The organism is Actinomycetota bacterium (assembly GCA_040757835.1).
Classification (GTDB): domain Bacteria; phylum Actinomycetota; class Geothermincolia; order Geothermincolales; family RBG-13-55-18; genus SURF-21.
The window spans coordinates 46,598-65,126 of record JBFLWJ010000002.1 but is presented as its reverse complement, the minus strand read 5'-3'; the positions used below and the strand labels follow the sequence as shown (position 1 = coordinate 65,126).

General features: G+C 63.4%; 19 protein-coding genes and 1 tRNA gene. 16 read left to right on the top strand and 4 right to left on the bottom strand.

The genetic code is table 11. From position 1 onward, the window contains the following. Positions 1–118 precede the first annotated feature (118 nt). The 14 genes from pyrR (at position 119) to AB1384_02500 (ending at position 11,963) form a co-directional block, all read left to right on the top strand. Positions 119–664, top strand: coding sequence for a bifunctional pyr operon transcriptional regulator/uracil phosphoribosyltransferase PyrR (gene pyrR / locus AB1384_02565; protein ID MEW6553152.1), 546 nt, complete (start codon positions 119–121; stop codon positions 662–664). Between the two features lie 59 nt (positions 665–723). Then, complete coding sequence (locus AB1384_02560; GenBank protein ID MEW6553151.1) at positions 724–1,659, top strand: aspartate carbamoyltransferase catalytic subunit; 936 nt, start codon at positions 724–726, stop codon at positions 1,657–1,659. Then, positions 1,652–2,965 carry a dihydroorotase gene (locus AB1384_02555; GenBank protein ID MEW6553150.1) on the top strand — a complete coding sequence of 438 codons (1,314 nt, stop codon included), beginning with the start codon at positions 1,652–1,654 and terminating at the stop codon, positions 2,963–2,965. Before AB1384_02560 ends, AB1384_02555 begins: the two co-directional genes overlap by 8 nt. Before the next feature lies 1 nt (position 2,966). Further along, positions 2,967–5,723 (top strand): ATP-grasp domain-containing protein, encoded by a 2,757-nt coding sequence (locus AB1384_02550; protein ID MEW6553149.1) that lies wholly within the window; start codon positions 2,967–2,969, stop codon positions 5,721–5,723. Further along, positions 5,720–6,505 (top strand): hypothetical protein, encoded by a 786-nt coding sequence (locus tag AB1384_02545; protein MEW6553148.1) that lies wholly within the window; start codon positions 5,720–5,722, stop codon positions 6,503–6,505. Before AB1384_02550 ends, AB1384_02545 begins: the two co-directional genes overlap by 4 nt. Continuing rightward, complete coding sequence (locus tag AB1384_02540) at positions 6,484–7,419, top strand: dihydroorotate dehydrogenase (GenBank protein MEW6553147.1); 936 nt, start codon at positions 6,484–6,486, stop codon at positions 7,417–7,419. Before AB1384_02545 ends, AB1384_02540 begins: the two co-directional genes overlap by 22 nt. 1 nt (position 7,420) lies before the next feature. Beyond that, a complete protein-coding gene (gene pyrF, locus AB1384_02535) occupies positions 7,421–8,146 on the top strand; it encodes an orotidine-5'-phosphate decarboxylase (GenBank protein ID MEW6553146.1) in 726 nt (241 codons plus the stop codon). Between the two features lie 98 nt (positions 8,147–8,244). Continuing rightward, entirely contained in the window at positions 8,245–8,817 is a 573-nt protein-coding gene (gene pyrE / locus AB1384_02530; protein ID MEW6553145.1) for an orotate phosphoribosyltransferase, read from the top strand. A 123-nt stretch (positions 8,818–8,940) separates the two neighbouring features. After that, positions 8,941–9,258, top strand: a complete 318-nt coding sequence (gene mihF, locus AB1384_02525) for an integration host factor, actinobacterial type (GenBank protein ID MEW6553144.1) — start codon at positions 8,941–8,943, stop codon at positions 9,256–9,258. 67 nt (positions 9,259–9,325) lie between these two features. Further along, entirely contained in the window at positions 9,326–9,901 is a 576-nt protein-coding gene (gene gmk / locus AB1384_02520; GenBank protein ID MEW6553143.1) for a guanylate kinase, read from the top strand. Positions 9,902–9,931: 30 nt separating this feature from the next. Further along, a complete protein-coding gene (rpoZ, locus tag AB1384_02515; protein MEW6553142.1) occupies positions 9,932–10,177 on the top strand; it encodes a DNA-directed RNA polymerase subunit omega in 246 nt (81 codons plus the stop codon). Between the two features lie 21 nt (positions 10,178–10,198). Then, positions 10,199–11,389, top strand: a complete 1,191-nt coding sequence (gene coaBC / locus AB1384_02510; protein MEW6553141.1) for a bifunctional phosphopantothenoylcysteine decarboxylase/phosphopantothenate--cysteine ligase CoaBC — start codon at positions 10,199–10,201, stop codon at positions 11,387–11,389. 108 nt (positions 11,390–11,497) lie between these two features. Continuing rightward, a complete protein-coding gene (locus tag AB1384_02505) occupies positions 11,498–11,857 on the top strand; it encodes a hypothetical protein (protein ID MEW6553140.1) in 360 nt (119 codons plus the stop codon). A gap of 18 nt (positions 11,858–11,875) precedes the next feature. Next, positions 11,876–11,963, top strand: a tRNA-Leu gene (locus AB1384_02500). 33 nt (positions 11,964–11,996) lie between these two features. Here the strand turns inward: AB1384_02500 and AB1384_02495 are convergent. After that, positions 11,997–12,629, bottom strand: a complete 633-nt coding sequence (locus AB1384_02495; protein ID MEW6553139.1) for a corrinoid protein — start codon at positions 12,627–12,629, stop codon at positions 11,997–11,999. 120 nt (positions 12,630–12,749) lie between these two features. Between AB1384_02495 and AB1384_02490 the strand changes: the two genes are divergently transcribed. Continuing rightward, positions 12,750–13,232 carry a hypothetical protein gene (locus AB1384_02490; GenBank protein MEW6553138.1) on the top strand — a complete coding sequence of 161 codons (483 nt, stop codon included), beginning with the start codon at positions 12,750–12,752 and terminating at the stop codon, positions 13,230–13,232. 32 nt (positions 13,233–13,264) lie between these two features. Here AB1384_02490 and AB1384_02485 read toward each other — a convergent pair whose 3' ends face one another. Further along, positions 13,265–14,785: a long-chain fatty acid--CoA ligase gene (locus AB1384_02485; GenBank protein ID MEW6553137.1), complete on the bottom strand. Its 1,521-nt coding sequence runs from the start codon at positions 14,783–14,785 to the stop codon at positions 13,265–13,267. Positions 14,786–14,869: 84 nt separating this feature from the next. On the opposite strand from AB1384_02485, the gene AB1384_02480 reads away from it, so the two are divergent. After that, positions 14,870–15,190, top strand: coding sequence for a hypothetical protein (locus AB1384_02480; protein MEW6553136.1), 321 nt, complete (start codon positions 14,870–14,872; stop codon positions 15,188–15,190). Positions 15,191–15,225: 35 nt separating this feature from the next. On the opposite strand, the gene AB1384_02475 is transcribed toward AB1384_02480, so the two are convergent. Further along, positions 15,226–15,993, bottom strand: a complete 768-nt coding sequence (locus AB1384_02475) for a DUF169 domain-containing protein (GenBank protein MEW6553135.1) — start codon at positions 15,991–15,993, stop codon at positions 15,226–15,228. Positions 15,994–16,099: 106 nt separating this feature from the next. Further along, on the bottom strand, positions 16,100–18,466 hold the full coding sequence (locus tag AB1384_02470) for a DUF2207 domain-containing protein (protein ID MEW6553134.1): 2,367 nt from the start codon (positions 18,464–18,466) through the stop codon (positions 16,100–16,102). Positions 18,467–18,529 lie beyond the last annotated feature (63 nt).

Here is an 18,529-nt window from a genome sequence, read left to right as displayed (position 1 = left end):
TATAGACCTTTTAGACCTTTAATTCAGTCCTGCGAGGCTGGCAAGGAAACATATGGAACGCAGAACGGAGCCTTCTTGCGCCAGTCGCAGGAAGGCTTTTTCACGTTGGAGGTGGCGGATGGCTTTCAAGGAAAGGGTAAAAGTGATGGAGGAGGCGGACATCCGCCGTGCCGTCCAGCGCATCTCCCACGAGATCGTTGAGCGCAACAAGGGCGCCGGCAACGTTGTGATCGTGGGCATCCGCACCCGTGGTGTACCTCTCTCCCTGCGCGTAGCCGAGGCCGTCTCGCGTATAGAGGGGCTCGAAGTGCCCGTGGGCAGGCTGGACGTGACCCTGTACCGGGACGACCTGCACACCATGAGCCAACCGGTGGTAAAGGAAACCCATTTGCCCGGGGATATCGAGGGAAAGCATGTGGTCATCGTCGACGATGTACTCTATACCGGACGCAGCGTGAGGGCGGCTCTGGACGCCATCATCGATTTCGGACGTCCCGCCACCATCCAGCTGGCGGTCCTGGTGGACCGGGGGCACCGCGAACTACCCATCCGGGCCGACTACGTCGGCAAGAACATCCCCACCTCCGTCGGGGAGAAGGTGAGGGTGGCCTTGAAGGAGGTGGACGGCGAGGACGGCGTGTTCATCGGAAGCGATGATGGATGATCCCGTCGCGAGACGGGATTTTCTCATTTACGCCCGTCGGACAGGGAAGGAGGCAGGGATTGGCAGAGAGCAGACATCTCCTTGACGTGGATGACCTCACGCGCGAGGACATCGAAAGGGTACTGGAGAGCGCGCGTTCTTTCGCTGAGGTACTGCGGAGGCCGATAAAGAAAGTGCCATCCCTGCGAGGCAAGACTGTGGTCAATCTCTTCTACGAACCCTCGACGCGGACGCGCATGTCCTTCGAGGTGGCCGCGAAGAGGCTCAGTGCCGATGTGATGAACTTCACCGCCTCCACGTCGAGCGTGGAAAAGGGGGAGAGCTTAAAGGATACTGCCCTCACGCTGGAGGCCATGGGGGTCGACGCCGTGGTCATAAGGCACCCGGTGGCGGGAGCGCCGTGGCTGTTGCGCCAGTGGCTGGAGGCCGCCATCCTCAATGCCGGGGACGGTATGCACGCCCATCCCACACAAGCCCTCCTTGACCTGTTCACCCTCTGTGACAGGCTGGGAGACCTGGAGGGCCGCACTATTGCCTACGTCGGTGACATACTCCATTCGCGTGTGGCCCGTTCCGGTATAAAGGCCTGCAGGGCCATGGGCATGGAGGTGCTCGTGGTAGCGCCGCCCACGCTGCTCCCCCCGGCCGAGCTCGAGGGGGTGGAGACTGGACATGATCTCGATGCCGTCATCCCGCGCTGCGATGCCCTCTACATGCTGCGCATACAGAAGGAGAGACAGGAGGAGGGGAGGTTCCCCTCCCTCGAGGAATACACGCACCTCTATCAGCTGAACCCGCGCCGCCTGGGCAAGGCCAGGCCCGGCGTGGTGGTTATGCACCCTGGCCCTATGAACCGGGGCGTAGAGATCGCTTCCGAGGTCGCCGATGCCCCCATGGCGGCAATAACCGCGCAGGTGGCGTCGGGTGTCGCGGTGCGGATGGCGGTGCTCTTCACGCTACTGGGCGGCGCCGAGGGGGGTGAGAGGGTTGCCTGAACTGCTGATAGAGGGCGCAAGGCTCATCGACCCCTTCAACCGGCTGGACGGGGTGATGGACGTTGCCGTCTCTCGCGGGCGCATCGCCGCGGTGGGCAAGACCCTGGAAAAGGAGGGCAGGGAGGTGCTGGATGCGCGGGGGAAGGTGCTGGCGCCTGGCTTCCTCGAGGTCCACGCTCACCTGCGCGAACCGGGGCGCGAGGACGCGGAGACATTGCAGAGCGGCCTGGAGGCGGCCCTGCATGGGGGATACACGGCCGTATGCTGCATGCCCAATACCGAGCCGCCGCTGGACAACGCCGCCATCGCGGAGGCGGTCGCAGCCAGGGCCAGGGAACTGGGACTGGCGGACCTCTTCCCCGTGGGCTGCATATCCAGGGGTAGAGAAGGGCGCGAGCTCGCAGAGATGGCCCTCATGCACCTCAGCGCGGCCAGGGTATGCGCCTTCTCGGACGATGGGAGCGGGGTGCAGGATGCCGGGCTCATGCGCAGGGCCATGGAGTACGTGACGGCCTTCGGCGCCCTTATCATCTCCCATGCCGAGGACGCAGCCCTGTCCCTCGGGGGCCAGGTGAACGAGGGAGCGGTGTCCACCGCCATGGGCCTGAGGGGGATTCCGGCCCTGGCGGAGGAGGTCATGGTGGCGCGCGATCTTCTGCTCGCCGAGGAGACGGGGTGCCGCCTGCACCTGGCTCACCTGAGCACGGCGCGCTCGGTGCGCATGCTCAGGGACGCGAAGAAGAGGGGGGTCCCGGTGACCGCCGAGGCCACGCCACACCACCTGCTCATGAGCGATAGGGATATAGACGGTTACGATACCGTGTTCAAGGTAAACCCGCCACTGCGCACACCGGCAGACATGCAGGCGCTGCGCAAGGCAACCGGCGACGGCATAATAGATGCCGTGGCCAGCGATCACGCGCCGCACACCCTCGAGGATAAGGAGCGTGAGTTCGACTATGCGCCCTTCGGCGTGGTGGGGATGGAGAGCGTCTTCCCCATGCTCTACAGCGAGCTGGTCTTGACAGGGGCGCTCGACCTTACGCGCCTAATCGAACTCCTGACCAGTGGTCCCGCGAGGGTGCTGGGCGTTCCCGCGACCGATTACGGCATGGGGATCATCGTTGGAGCGCGGGCAGATCTGGTGCTGCTGGACGTCGATGGCACGTGGACGCTTGATGCCAGGGAGTTTGCCTCAAAGGGGCGTAACTGCCCGTTCCACGGCAGGGTGGTGAAGGGCAGGATACACTGCACGTTGAAGAACGGCAAGATAGCCTATAGGGCTCCAAATACCGGGAGTGCATGAGATGACACATGACGGTTGCGCGCTGGTCATCGGGCCCGGTCCCGTGACCCTTCCCCAGGGCCCTGCTTTCCAGTATATGGCGGCGAGGGGGTGTGCCATCCTGCGCCGTCTCGGAAAGCGGGTACTTGTCCTGGAGGACAATCCCGCCACCCTCATGGACGTCGGCGGAGGCGAGGAAGACCTGTTCGTGGAGCCCGCTGCAGTGGAGGTCGTGCAGAGGATCGTATCCAGCCTGGAGGTGGGATCCATCTGGTTCGGGTTTGGTGGGAGGAGGAGCTGGCAGCTGGCCATGCGCCTGGCGGGGGAGGGATGGTACGAGGAAGCCGGCATCGCGGTGCCGGACATGGACGACCGTACCCTCTGGCTGTGCGGCGACCGGTCATTGCTGCGGGAGGCGCTGGAACAGGCGGGCATCCCCAACCCCGCCTTCCATGCCGTGGGCGGCCTGAGCGAGGGCCAGGTCGCCGTGGAGAGGTTGGGGTTTCCGCTGGTGGTGAGGGCGCATTTCTCGTGCGGGGGGTGCGGCGCGGGCCTGGTGTACAACCTGGAGGACTATCCGGCCATGCTGGAGGAAGCGATGCGGGAGAGCCTCACCGGTGAGGTGCTGGTGGAAGAGGCCCTGGTTGGATGGCGGAAGTACATCGCCATCGTGCTAAGGGACCTTGACGGCCTGACCAGTGTCGCGGGGGTGATCGAGCAGCAGGAGCCGCTTCCGGTGCATGATGAGGACGCGGTGCTGGTATATCCATCACGGAGGTGCGGGCGGGACGGTGAGTATGCGGTAAGGGAGCTGGCCCGAAAGACCGTGGAGTCACTGGGCCTTCAAGGAGTCATAGAGGTTAAACTCGCGGCGGCGCCGGGATGGGAATCCCTCTACGTAATCGACGTGAACCCTAGGCCATGGCGTACGGTCCCCCTGCTGGAAACGGCGAAGGGGATCGATCTTGTAGGCGCTCACGTGAACCTGTTGATGGGCAAGGGACTGGCGAGGGAATTCAGCGATGCGGAAGGCCGGCGCCCGGTCACGGCCGTGATGGCAAAGCCCAACCCCTTTTTCCAGGACGAGGCGGGTGGAGAGGGCTATATCTCTCTGGCCAGCCGCTCCATGGGGCGGCGGCTCTCCAGGGCGGGCGAGCCGGGGGCGGAGACGGGCACGGAAACCCCTACACGCCAGGGTGAGCCGGAATGGTTCTGCATGTCGCGGTCAGCGGAGACGGCCCTCAAGCGCGGGATCATGCTGGTGGGTGGCGACAACCGTGGCCCTTCCGGAGGATACGAGGCCAACGTGAACTGCCTGTATGCCCTGGGAGAATGGAAGCGGGAGGGAGGCGGAGCGGTCCTTTATACGCCGGACCCAGGTTTCGCCCTCTACGCGGCATCCCATGCGGATGCCGTCATCCTGGGTCAGCTGACCGCGGAAGAGATCGCACAAGCGGCAGAGGCGATGAGCACGGGAGTAGTAAGCGTGCACTTCGGTGGACGGGCAGCTCTGAGTTGTGCGCCCGGCCTTGCCGCGGCGGGGCTTGGGCTGCTGGGCGCGCAAGACCTCGAGGGCCGAAAGACCGTTTCCAGCGCGTTGGAGAAGGCGCGGCGGGCCGGCCTGCGTGTCGTAGAATACGCGCTCAGCGAGACCAGGGATGAGGGAGAGGCGCTGCTGCAGGGAGCGGATTATCCCATGCTGGCGACGGTCGAGGAGGAGGGTGCGAAATCCATTCAAAGGATGATATACGGCGTTGAGGACGGCAGGGCGTTCCTGCGAGATCACGCCGGCAAGAGCGTCCTGTGGCGTCGCTTGCGCGAGGAGACGCAGGAGGTGCAGGTAGAGGCGGTGGCATCGGATGCAGGACACACCGTCCTGCTATGGGAACAGCTCGATGCGGCGGGGGTCTTCTCAACGGACGGCCTGGCCGTGTACCCTCCCCGTTATCTCACCTCGGAACAGTCGGGCCGGGCCCTGGAACTGGCCAGGCAGGCCATGGACGTTCTGGGCTGGAGGGGGAACCTCTCCATGCGCATCCGTATAAGCAACGGGGACATCGACATCTGGAGCATCTCCCCCGGGGCCTCGGCAAACCTGCCTTTCCTCTGTCGCGCCGCGTCGCTGCCGCTGGCTGCCATGGGAATGAGGGCACTGGTCGGTATGAAGCCGGAGGGTTTCGTGGCCAACGAGAGTATCAGCGCGGTAAGGGCGCCGCTCATACCCTTCGGGCTGATAGCGGATTCCGATATCCTGCCGTCTCCCCAGCGGCGCTCCACGGGTTCGGTCATGGGCGTGGCCGGGGATCCCGGCATCGCTCTGGCCAAAGCCTTGTGGAGCCAGGGAATGCGCCCCCGTCCGGGGAGCAGGGTGTTCCTGAGCGTGGCCAACCGCGAAAAGAGACGCGCCCTCATGCTGGCGAGGGAGCTGCAGGGGTCCGGCCATGTCCTCATGGCGACCCGGGGCACCGCGCATGCGCTGGAGGCTGCGGGCATCAAGGTGGAGACGGTGAACAAGCTGCGCGAAGGTCGTCCGAACGTCCTGGATCTGATCAGGAACGGACAGGTGGGAATGGTGATCAACGTGCCGAGGGGAAAACACCCCCATTCGGACGGCTTCTACATCCGGGCGGCCTCCGTCCGACACGGCATACCCTGTATCACCAACATGGAGGTAGCCCTCGCGTTGGCAAGGGGGATGCGCCAGGCGGATCCCCCTGCTTGGGACATAAGACCGCTGACCGCCTATGCCGCGTCCGGGCATGCGGTGGGGGGTGCATGAGATTGCGGGAGGCCCGCAGGGTCGAGATCGTAGCGAAGAGACGTTTCGGAAAAGTCGTCGAGCTGGAGTTCGAGGCGGAGGTGCCGCTTGGGGGCGACCCCGGCCAGTTCGTCCACGTGCGCTGCGAGAGATGGGGACTGGTCCTGCGCCGTCCTTACAGCTTGAGCGGATCGCGGGAAAAGCGTGCTTCCATACTGGTCAGGGACGTCGGTGCCGGTTCCGCCTGGTTGTGCGAGGCCGAAGTGGGGCAGACCCTGGATATCATGGGTCCGCTGGGTAGGGGCTTCGCCGCGGGAACCGGAGGAGGCCATGTCATGGTGGCGGGGGGGACCGGACTGGCACCGCTGGCGTTTCTGGCGTCACGCCTCAAAGAGCGTGGACATGAGGCCACACTGTTCTGGGGGATCGAGCGAGAGGCGGACTATGGCGGCCTCGCAGGTGAGCTGAGCAAAGAGTACGACCTGCGCCTGGCCACCATGGCCGGAGATGCCGGTACCGGGGGCAGGGTACTCGACATCCTTTCTCCAGACGACATCACGGACGCGGGAAGCCTTTACGGCTGCGGCCCGATGGCCATGCTGGCGGCCCTGGCAGCGCGCTGCACCGGCGATATCCTGGACAGGCTGCAGGTATGCGTTGAAGAACGTATGGCATGCGGTATCGGAGCATGCCGGGGGTGCGCGGTGCCGTCTGTGGACCCGGACGGCGGCTACTTGGCCGCGTGCAGGGACGGCCCTGTTTTCGAGGGAAGGGAGCTGGATTGGAAGCGGCTGCAGGAGTAGAGCTCGGGATCGAGATCACCGGGATCCGCCTCAAGAACCCCGTCCTGGTCTCCTCGGGGACCTTCGGTAACGGCAGGGAATATGCAGAATGGCTGGACATCGAGAAGCTGGGGGGATTGACGACCAAGTCGGTGACCCTGGAACCATGCCCGGGAAACCCTCCGCCGCGCCTTTGGGAGACCCCTTGCGGCATGCTCAACTCCATCGGCTTGGAGAACAAGGGCCTCGAGCATTTCCTGGCCGAGGAGCTGCCGTGGCTCTCCGGGCTGGACCTGCCGGTATGGGTTAACGTGGCCGGCTTCTCATCCGGGGAGTACGTCGAGCTGGCCAGGGAGATCTCGGGAAGCGGCATGGCGGATGCCATCGAGCTCAATATCTCGTGCCCCAATGTCAAGAGGGGCGGCATCCATTTCTCGGCCGATCCCCTGGAGGCATCCTCTCTGGTCGAGAGGGTCAAGGGAGTCACAGACATCCCGGTATACGTCAAACTAACCCCGCGCTGTGGCGATCTGGCTGCCATGGCCAGGACACTGGCCGCGGCGGGAGCGGACGGGCTGAGCCTGATCAACACCGTACCGGCCATGGCCGTGGATATCGAGACCGCCCGCCCCCGGCTCGCGAACTTGACCGGGGGACTCTCGGGACCGGCCATCCACCCCATCGCTGTGCTGGCGGTGTGGGAGGTGGCGGATGCCGTGGACCTGCCCATCATCGGCATGGGGGGCATATGGACATGGCGGGACGCAGTGGAGATGATGATGGTGGGCGCTGATGCCGTAGCCGTGGGCACGCTCAACTTCACCGCTCCCGCGGGAACCCTGGACATAATCGCCGGCATGGCTGACTATCTCGGGCGTAGAGGGTTGGCCACGGCCTCGCAACTGGTGGACATGGCGCGCCGGGAGGCAGGGTGATATGAAAAGAAAGAACGACCCCTTTATCGTCGCGCTGGATATCGCGGAGACAGAAGCGCTGCTGCGCATGGCGACGGTGTTGCGCGGGGAGGTGGAAACGGTGAAGATCGGGCTGGAGGCCTACACGGTCACGGGTCCCGATATCATCATTACCCTGCGCGAGATGGGTTTTCGTGTTTTCGCTGACCTCAAGCTGCACGATATACCGAACACGGTAGGGGGAGCGGTCCGGGCCCTCGTGCGCAAGGGCGCCTCCATGATCACCATCCACTGCAGCGGAGGCAGGGCGATGCTGGAGGCCGCGGTGAGGGCGGCGGGGGAGGAAGCGCCAGCCGCGGGCACCGCGCGGCCGCTGCTCCTTGGGGTGACCGTGCTCACCAGCCTGGACGAAGCGGGAGCGGCGGAGATAGGCTGGGAGAACGGTATCGGACACGCCGTGTCTTCCCTGGCCAGGCTGGCGGTGGAAAGCGGGCTCGACGGAGTGGTGGCCTCGCCTCGCGAGGCCTTGCGGCTGCGGGAGGACCTGGGACAGGGGGCGGTTATCGTGACCCCAGGTATCCGGGCGAGGGATGAAGACGCCCAGGACCAGGCGCGCACCGCGTCGGCGGGGGGTGCCCTGGCGTCGGGTGCTGACTTCCTGGTGGTAGGAAGGCCGGTGACCGCGCGGCAAGACCCGGTGAAGGCGTTACGCGAGCTGAGGCGGGAGGCGGGGATCCAGGGCGCTTGAACAGGCGCGGATATTTGACGGGATTTCCGGCACCGGGACGTGATGTCCGCTGTGGCAAAGTCGCAGCCGGAACCGTCGTGAGGAAGGGGTGAGACGCGATGAACCAGTGGGAGGTAATGGAAATCCTGGAGGGAGAGGAGGCGCTGCGAAAGGGCCACTTCCTCCTCACCTCCGGGCTGCATAGCGATACCTACGTGCAATGCGCCAGGGTCCTGCAGCACCCGCAGCTCGCGGAGAGCCTGGCGGGGGAGATAGCCAAGGACTTCAGTGCGGAGGACATCGACGTGGTGGTCAGCCCGGCACTGGGAGGCATAATCATCGGCTACCTCGTCGCCATGGCTATGAGGAAGCGCATGCTCTTCGGGGAGAGGGTGGAAGGGAGGCTTGCGCTGCGGCGCGGGCAGGCCATAAAGGCGGGAGAAAGGGCACTGATCGTCGAGGACGTAATCACCACCGGAGGCTCGGTGCGGGAACTAATGGAGGTGGTGAAGGCGGCGGGAGGCAGTGTCGTCGGGGTGGGAGCCCTGATAGCAAGGGGTGAAGGCGGCGGTTTCGACGTGACCTGCAAGGCACTACTGAGACTGGAGGCCGCGACCTGGACGGCGGACGGATGTCCGCTATGCCGGAAGGGGATTGAACTGGAAACTCCTGGCAGCAGAAGGCTCGGGTGATGTGCTGCGGTGACGCGGAGCACCTGCTAAAAGGTTTGAATATCGCTTGTATGCAGGTAAAAGGAGGTTTATACTAGGTTCGATTGTTGCTGTAGGGAAGGCTTTGACTCGAGGAGGGATATAATGGCCAAACAAAAGCTCCCGGAATTGACAGCAGAACAGCGCAAGGCAGCCTTGGAGAAAGCGGCAAAGGTAAGGAAGGAAAGGGCAGAGATCAAGAAAAAGCTCAAGGCGGGCCAACTGAAGGTAAGCGACATCTTGAAGAAGGCGGACGATGAGATATATGGCAAGATGACCGTGAAGTCTGTGATCGAGTCAGTGCCGGGTGTCGGAAAGCTGCGGGCGGCAAAGATCATGGAGGAGATCGGCATCTCTACCTCTCGTCGGGTGAAAGGCCTGGGACCGAAGCAGGTAGCGGCCCTCAAGGATAAGTTCGCCTGATCGGGCGGTCATCCCCGGCGCTGACGAGATCCCGCTGGCGTAACAGGAATAACCTGCAGGTGGAATAATGCCCCAGGGACGTCTTTTTGTCGTCGCCGGCCCATCCGGCGCGGGGAAAGGCACGCTCATCGCCGCATTACTGCAACGTTATCCCACTGCCTGGTTGTCGGTGTCCGCCACCACCAGGAAGCCCCGGGAGGGAGAGGTGGACGGCGTACAGTACTTCTTCCTGACCGAGGACGCTTTCAGGGAGATGGCGGCAGCGGGCGACTTCCTTGAGTGGGCGGAGGTCCACGGCAAGCTGTACGGCACCCCAAGGAGCGGGGTTTTGGACATGTTGGACGCCGGAAGGGACGTCGTCCTGGAGATCGATGTCCAGGGCGCCAGGCAAGTGAGAGAGAAGGTGCCGGACGCGGTCGCCATATTCGTTGCTCCCCCCTCCGCCCAGGTGCTCGAGGAGAGGTTGCGAAAACGCGGCACGGAAGACGAGGCGGAACTGCGGAGACGTTTGCGCAATGCCTCCATGGAGAGCAGGGAGAAGGGCGATTACCGGTACGTGGTGGTAAATGACCAGCTCTATCGCGCTGTGGAGGATTTTTGTGCTATATATGAAAAGGAAAGTCCGCTGCAGAGAAAAGATTGAAGGAAGACGGGAGGTTTCAGTCGCGTGTTGATGAAGACCAGGATCGATGATCTCTTGCTTTGGATCGATAACTCCAGGTTTGGTTTGACCATAACCGCCGCGAAGCGAGCGCGCCAGATCAACAACTACTTCCGTCACCTGGGAGAAGGTCTGGGGCACGATGCCGGGCCACAGATAAGGTCGGCGTCGAATAAGTCGCTGACCCTGGCCCTCGAGGAGATAGCCGCCGACAAGCTGGAGTTCGAACACCCCGAAGACGGTAGAAATGAACGTTAGGGGCCCGCGATATCCTTCCAGATGAACTGTATAGTACTTGGTGTTTCAGGCGGGATAGCCGCCTACAAGGCGGTCGATGTCGCACGCCGGTTCACCGCACTCGGATTCGACGTCAGGGTGATCATGACCGAACATGCCACCAGGCTCGTGGGACCGGCGACCTTCAGGTCGGTCACCGGCAACCCGGTGGCCGTGGGCATGTTCGAGGATACATGGCCGCCGATGCAGCACATCACGCTGGCCAGGAATGCCGATCTCGTGGTGGTGGCACCGGCGACGGCTAACCTGCTCGCGAGGATGGCCCACGGCCTCGCCGATGACCTCCTCTCCACAACCCTCCTCGCCACGCGCTCTCCGGTACTGGTGGCCCCGGCGATGAACGTAGAGATGTGGAAACATCCCGCCACGAAGGACAACCTCCAGGTGCTGCGCCGCCGCGGCGTGAGAACGGTGGGACCGGAGAGCGGAGCACTCGCTTGCGGAGAGGAGGGAGAGGGCAGGATGTCGGAGCCCGCCATCATCGTCGAGGCTGCCCTGCAGATTATGGGGGTGAAGAAAAGCCTTGAGGGCAGGCAGGTACTGGTAACGGCGGGAGGGACCAGGGAACCCATCGATCCCGTGCGTTTCGTTGGGAACCGCTCCAGCGGCAAGATGGGATATGCGCTGGCGGAGACGGCCCGGCGCATGGGAGCGGATGTGGTCCTGGTGAGCGCGCCTTCACAACTCGCCCCTCCGCGCGGCGTGAAAGTGATAACGGTAGAGACCGCCGATGAGATGTGGGACGAAGTGACCGCTCTCGCTCCGGAGTGCGACGTGGTGGTCATGGCGGCCGCCGTGGCTGATTTCACTCCGGCAAGACGCAGTGCCGAGAAGATAAAGAAAGAGGGACGCGACGGTCTCGTGATCGAGCTTGAGCCGACACGGGATATACTGATGCATCTGGGCGAGGTGAAGGCACCGGGTCAGGTCCTGGTGGGGTTTGCCGCCGAGACAGGGGACCTGATGGAGCATGCGCGGGAGAAGATGCGGGCCAAGAAGGCCGACATGCTGGTGGCAAACGACGTCACGGCGCGCGGTTCCGGGTTTGATTCCGACACCAACCAGGCGGTGCTGCTTTTTACCGATGGAAGGGTAGCGGAGTTGGACCTCATGCCCAAGGCGGAGCTGGCCGTGCGCATCTGGGAAGAGGTCGTGGGGCTACTCGAGGTCTGATCGGCAACAGCACAAGGGCTCAAGACGGCAGGAAGCAGGGACGATAGAATAGTGATAATGCCGACGCGAGGCGGAGCCGTGACCACTTTGGGCGTTGGAGGGAATTAATTGGCGAAGATCTCTAAGCGGGGCATAATCCTCAACGTATCCACATATCCGTTACCGACGCTTATGCCCAAGAGGTCCGACCGCAAGTCCAAGACCCTTACCTTTGACATCAATTTCGACCTCGTCGAGGAAGAGGGCCACAGCACCAAGGTCTGGTTTTACCGCGGTTTCCGCTTCCCGCCTCCCCTTGATGATGGGGACCGCGTGGTGGTGATCGGCAAGTACGGGTACGTGTCCAAGGACATCTTCTATGCCTCGCGCATAATAGACCATAGAAGAGAGAGAGTATATACTGGTTTTCGTAATCGGAGACTCAAACCGGGTGAGAAAGAGATGGAGGAAGATGTCTCCGGTCCGTAGCGGGTCAGCCGCAAGCGAGTCGGAGTGGCGGAATCGGTAGACGCGCTAGGTTGAGGGCCTAGTGAGGAATTTCCTCATGGGGGTTCAAGTCCCCCCTCCGACACCAGCATAAAACCCCGGCCGCGGCCGGGGTTTGGTGTTACGGCGACCACTCCTCGAAGATGCGCACGGCGTCCACGGCATCCCTACCCAGCGCATCGAGGCCGAACCTCTCCACCAGCTCAGGGGTGGTACATGCCCCGCCGATGGCGATCTTCACCTTATCGCGCAGTCCCGCTTCCCTGATGGCGTCAACGACGTCGCCGATGGAGGCGATCATGGGCGTGATCAGCACCGACATACCCACCAGGGATGCGCCGCTCTGCTTCAGCGCCTCGACCACTCGTGATTCCGGTACGTCCACCCCCAGATCGATGACCTTGAAGCCCGCCGAGGAGAGCATGGTCACGACCAGGTTTTTGCCGATGTCGTGGATGTCGCCCTTGACCGTGAACACCACCACCGGGCCCTTGGTGGAGGAGGCATCAGCAGCCAGGTGGGGATCCAGCACGGCCATGCCCTCTTTCATGGTCTCGCCGGCAAGCACCAGGTCCGCGAGGTAATACTCCTCGGACTGGAAGAGTTCGCCTATGGTTTTCATGCCCTCCCCAAGGCCCCTGAGGGCGATATCCAGCGGCGGTATGCCGGCATCCAGGGCTTCACGGATCACATCCTGAATGTTGTCGATGTCCAGTTCGACCAGGGTATTCCTCACTCTTTCTATGTCGTCCACAGCCGTCACCTCCGCCCACTCAGATATCTTCCGCGCCTGCGAGGTATTATATATGGAAATCCTGCATGCTCGCACATGGTTGACGGGCCGCTGGCAGGTCGCACGGACGAGGAGGAGAAGATGGACGTTGAGGGGCCGCCCAGGGTCAGGTTGCTGACGCAGGTGGAGCCGCCAAGGGGCAGCGTGATGTACCAGGCGATCCCCGAGATGGTGGCCTATGAGCGCGGGGACGCGCCGCGCGCGGGCGTGCGCACCCTGGCGTTTGGGAGGCTGGTGCTGGCGCTGGAAGGCGCGGAAGGTGAACTCGTGGGGGTGCAGTGCCACGTCAAGACGGGCAGGTGGAAGCGGGAGGACGAACCGCCGCCCGAACCCGACGCGGAGGGGGTCCTGCTGGTAGGGGGCGCGGAGGGCGAAGGGGGCATAACGTTCATCCCCTCGGATCCGGCCTTCTTCTGGCACGAAGAGAGCTATTCCCTGCATATCCTGCTCAAACCGGGCCTGGCCCTCGTCTTCAAGGTCGCCGACTGCCTGCTGGCGGGGGTGGATGCCGGCGGCAACCTCACCGACATCTGGATGCTCGGACTCGACCTGGCGCTGGAGTGACGTCAGCGCAACCGCCGGCCGCCGCGGGCTGGCTAGTTCGCGAACTGCGCTTTCAGCTCCTTTTTCAGTATCTTCCCGGTTGCGGTACGCGGCAGAGCCTCCACGAAGGCGACCTTCTTGGGGATCTTGTACTTGGCCAGCCTTCCGCGGCAGAAGTCGATGATCTCCTCCTCGCTCACCACCACCCCCGGAGTGGGCACGATCACCGCCAGGCCGACCTCGCCCCATTTGTCGTCCGGTATGCCTATGACACCGGCATCCGCGACCTTTTCGAAGGCCATGAGCACGTCCTCTACCTCGGCGGGATAGACGTTTTCTCCGCCGGATATGTACATGTCCTTGCGGCGGTCAACCAGGTAGAGGTAGCCCTCGTCGTCTATATATCCCATATCGCCGGTATGCAGCCATCCGTCGGTGATGGACTCAGCCGTCGCTTCGGGAAGACGCCAGTACTCACGGATGACGTTGGGGCCCTTCACCCATACCTCGCCCATCTCGCCACGCTGCGTCTCAGCGCCCTCGGTGTCGACGATCTTGATGTCGGTATGGAAGACGGGCTTGCCGCACGACCCCAGTTTCCTGAGGGCGTCCTCGGTGCGCAGAGCGGTGATGGCGGTGGCCGTCTCGGTCATCCCGTATCCCTGGTTGAAGTTTATGCCGTGCTCGAGCCAGGTCTCGATGAGGGGGCGGGGGCAAGGGGCGCCACCCGCGATGAAGAAACGCACGCTCGAGTAGTCGGTGGTCTCGTATTCAGGTACCTGGGTCATGAGCAGGAACATGACCGGGATCCCGAACATGAGGGTCACCCGGTCCCTCTCGATGATCTGCAGGGTCTCCACGGGGTTGAAGAAACGCTGCATGGTGAGCAGTCCGCCAACATAAAGGATGGGGAAGGCGGAGACCGCAAGACCGCCGATGTGGAATAGGGGAGCACACGCTATGCCGACATCCGAGGTGCCCATGGCGTACATGTTGATGGAATTGATGGCGTTCCACTGTGTGTTGCCGTGGAGGATGGCCGCCCCTTTGGGCTTGCCGGTGGTCCCCGACGTGTACATGATGAACTGGTAATCGTCCAGGGTCACCTCGGCGTCGGGCACCGGCTCGTCCTCGGGCATGGCGGCGATCCATTCCTCGTAGAGGGTATCAGCATCGTTGCCCCCTTCGAGCTCACGGTAGAACTGCTTGATGGAGGGGACCCTGCCGCGCAGCTCGTTCGCGGTATCCGCGAACTCCGGGGAATAGATGAGACCGATGGGTTCCGAGTCGCCCAGGATGTATTCCAGTTCCGGGGCTGCCAGGCGGAAATTCAGGGGCACCATGATCCCGCCGAGCTTGTTCAGGGCCAGCAGTACTTCCAGGAAGACGTTGCTGTTGGCCATCAGCGCCGCGAAACGTGACCCCTTCTTGACCCCCATATCCTGCAGCGCGTGGGCGAGACGGTTGATCCTGGAATTGAACTGTTCCTTGCTCAACTCCAGGTCGCCGTACTTGATGCAGGGCTCGTCCGGATAACGTGCCGCCCAACGGGTAGGCCACTCACCGATGTTCATGTTCATCCCCCCCTCGATGTCGCACCTGTACGAAGCCGCTCATGCCAGCTACACGTCCGATAGCCAGTATTATATACTCTTCCCATGAGCGAACATGAAGACCGGGCGCCGCTGCTCCTCAAGGTGGCGCTCAGACAAGCGTTGAGACGACTGCGAGAAGAGGCGGACGCTTTCTCGCAGTACGAGGCACTGGCGGGGAACCTGGGCTGGGAGGAGGTGGCCGATTCCGCGGCCGCGGCCGCTGCCGCACTGGCCCAGGCGGCGGAGAGGGCCGCCGACGCCGTGGAGGCCGCCGTCAAAGTGCAGGCGGAATCCGCGCATGCCCACGGCCACGAGCATACCCACTCGCACAGCCACGACCACCCACACGGGCATCCCCACGGGCATGATCACGCCGGCGAGTAGCCACGCCGCCGGAGAGACCGTCCTGTCGGAAGTCTCTACTCGGCGAATCTGCCCATGAGGTCCATGAAGGGAAGACGGTAGTCGATGAATGTGGGAATGGGGTAGCGGATACCCCTGGCGCTCGTCGCCTCCAGCCCCTCGAGTATCCTTTCGCCCCATGGTGCCGGAAAGGCGAAGATGAGCTCGTCGTCGTGGGTGGCGGCGAATACGCGGTCGCCGTTGCCCGGCAGAGCGACCCTGGGCGTGCCGCCAGCGAATGTTCGCACCAGGCCTTCGTTGCAGGAACCCGCGATGCCCCCGAAATCTCCCGCCACCCTCTCGCCGGTCCAGTGGGAGACGGCATGAACCAGGCGCATCACTTGTGCGGGGTTGCCATAGACCAGCACGACATGGGGCTCGACGCGGGTGCGGGTCAAGGGCGAGAACACAACCCCGGTGTACCTGCCCGGTTCCAGCATGGCCATGCCTTCGGTCCGTTTGCGCGCCGCCTCTTCGTCGTGGGCATAGTTCATGGTGCGCAGGAAAGCGGCCATAAAGGTGGGACAGGTGCTGGTGTCCCACCCCAGGGCGGCGTTGGCCAGGGAACAGCTTGACTCCTCCAGGTCCAGCAGCATGGTCAGGCCCCTCTCCCTGGTGAGGGTGAGCGCCTGGCACACCGCTATCTCGCTGCCCGTCTCTTCGCGTGGACGACGCGCCCGCGTCGGCGGCTCTTCTCCCGATTCAAGGAAACGGGCCGCAATGGGGAATGTGGACGGCCGCAGGTGGCCCTCCAGGCTCGAACCCAGGTCTTTCCAATCCTCCATGGTCAGTACCTCCCGTATGAGACAACTCTATGAAGCTCCATCGGCATCGCGTTAAAGGCATGCCGGATCCGGAAGATATGGTCGGCCGGGCAGCAGCTGCGGACGGCTACCCGGCGGAAGATCCGCCGCCTCCGAATCCTCCCCCCGATGAGCCTCCTCCGAACCCGCCACTTCCCGAACCTGAGGAGCGAGGAGAAGAGGTAAGGGTACTGTTCAGGGACGCGGTCATATCCCGCAGTGACGAGGTCAGGTACAGGGTGCTGAAGGCCGCCCCGCTGCCCGAATACCACTGCGGGGGAGTGGTATAGATATCGGCGAACTTTAGGGCCCAAGCCTCGTCGACCCCAAGAACCATGGCATAGGGCAGGTTGGACTGGAAGTTCTCCGGGGTCATGTATTGGAGTTCGGGTTTTTCCGCCGTCTCCAGGAAGTCACGGTAGCCCAGAGCGTGTTCGTACGCCTTGGAGCCCTCCGCGCTGCGGCTCGGCATGGCCCACCCAACGCCCGCCACGATGCCTCCCACCGGGACTAAGACGAGGATGAGCACGCCGAACCACCCCAGGTCCAGCCACCGGGGCAAGAGGAGAAAAGCGGCGATGGCCAGTGATGCGATGATGATGCCCCCGGCGAGATACCGCGAGCGCAATGCCCCTGGCTCGCGGGTGAAGAGCTTGCGTTTCATCACCTCGTCTTTGACCCCGATGTTGAGGATGGCGTTGACGCGGGTGTAGAACTTGTTCTTCAGGTCGGATTCACTGACGCGTTCCCCGGCCTCGAAGAGACCCTCCATGATCTCCCGTTCGTATTCGAGCAGGCCGGAGAGGTCCTGGCTGGTCCGCTGGAAGCTGTACGATTTCATCCGGATGAAGCTGCGTTTCTCCTCCTCGATGATGGTCAGATAACCGCGCCGTGCCAAGTCGACGATGGACGCCGAGATGTCCCGTACGCGGGGTTTCTCGTGCATGAGCATCCCCAGCATGGCCGGGGAGAGGCCCTCTGGCGGTTCGTAGCGCACCATGGCCGTGCCGGTCCTGCCGATGTCGCGCCCCTTCTTCCACCACAGGACGGACATGGCCAGGAGAGCGGCGGCCAGGATGCAGGAAGAGGCGGCGATGACGGCGATGCCGCACGCCTTATCGTACTGCCAGGGTATTGCGACAAGCCCCTTGGGAAAGGCGACGTCGATGGTGAAGGTGGTGTAGGGCGGTATGTTCCCTACCCGCCACCACAGCACGTCGCCGTCAAGGCCGGATTCGTATCCGGATGGAGGATCGCTGACGTTGACGTATTGGTCGGCTTGCAGTTCCGCGGCGTTCGCGCCCTGAGGGGGATGCACGGATATGGCGGAGTTGCGGATAGGTACTCCGCGCTCGATGGACACCGCGTTCCAGTACAGGCGGTCGTATTCGGAGGCAAAGATCAGGACGCCGGTCATGCGGTACTCGATGATCCAGCCCATCTGCTCGTCGGTGGCGTTGAACTCGATGCGCACCGTTTTGCCGCCTGAATCGGAGTCAACGCTCCACATGCCCTCGTCCAGAGGCTGGCCGTCAAGCCCGTATACGGAGATGTCATGGACGCGCGCGCGCCCGTAAGTGCGCCCGACGGAGAAGTCCGCCGGTTCGGTGGAGATGTAGCGTTCCAGCCAGGTGAAGCTGCCTCGAAAATTCACCACCTGGGTCTCGCGTACCGTGATCGAGGAGTCTTCGTTAACGGATATATCGCAGTCAAAGCGCTCGAAATCCCAGCTCTTGCTCTGTGCAGCCGCGAAACCCCGTCCGGACAGGTCCATGATGGATGACGGCCAGAAAGAGGTGACGGAATAGTAAGAGTCCGCGCCGAGAAAAGCGGCCTCCACCACGGCCGTGTCGCTGCCTATGAACCGCTGCGATATCTGCCCCGAGTATGCAATGGGATCGACGCTCAACTCGATGTTGGCCGGGTCGGCTCCGGCGGGGTAATGCAGGGTTACCGAGGTCTCGGCGATGGGAGAGCCGCGTCCCGCGGGCACGGCGCCCCAGGACGAGATGCCGACGCGGTCGCCGCTCTGGATGAGAGCATCGTAGAGGAGATAGCGGTAGATATAGGTAGCGGTAGGGCCGGCTCCGCTGCTGTCGACCCAGAGGGTATATCCATCCGTCCCGGTGTCGTAGGACCACGCGTCGCTGGGCAGGGGGGAACCGTCTCCGGCCAGTACCTCCGCCTCCACCAGGGTGCCGTAGGACGCGGGGATGAACAGCCCGACCGTGCCGGAAGGGTCCTGGAAGTCGTAACTCACCTTGGAGCTGACCAGGAGAGATCCGTCCGCGTTAATGGTCATCGCGGTATGGAAAGCTCCATAGGTGAAGACGGGTTCGGCCTGGGCTCCGGCGGGACAGAGGAAGATCGCCGTGGCGAGGAGCAGAGGGACTGCCAGCAGAAAGAGCGTCGACCGCATCCTTGTGCAGCCCGCTCCCCTGGACCTCACGAGCATCTTCGCTCCCTTTCACCCTTCACGACGGCACCGGCTCCCGCAGCATTGGCTGAGACTATCATA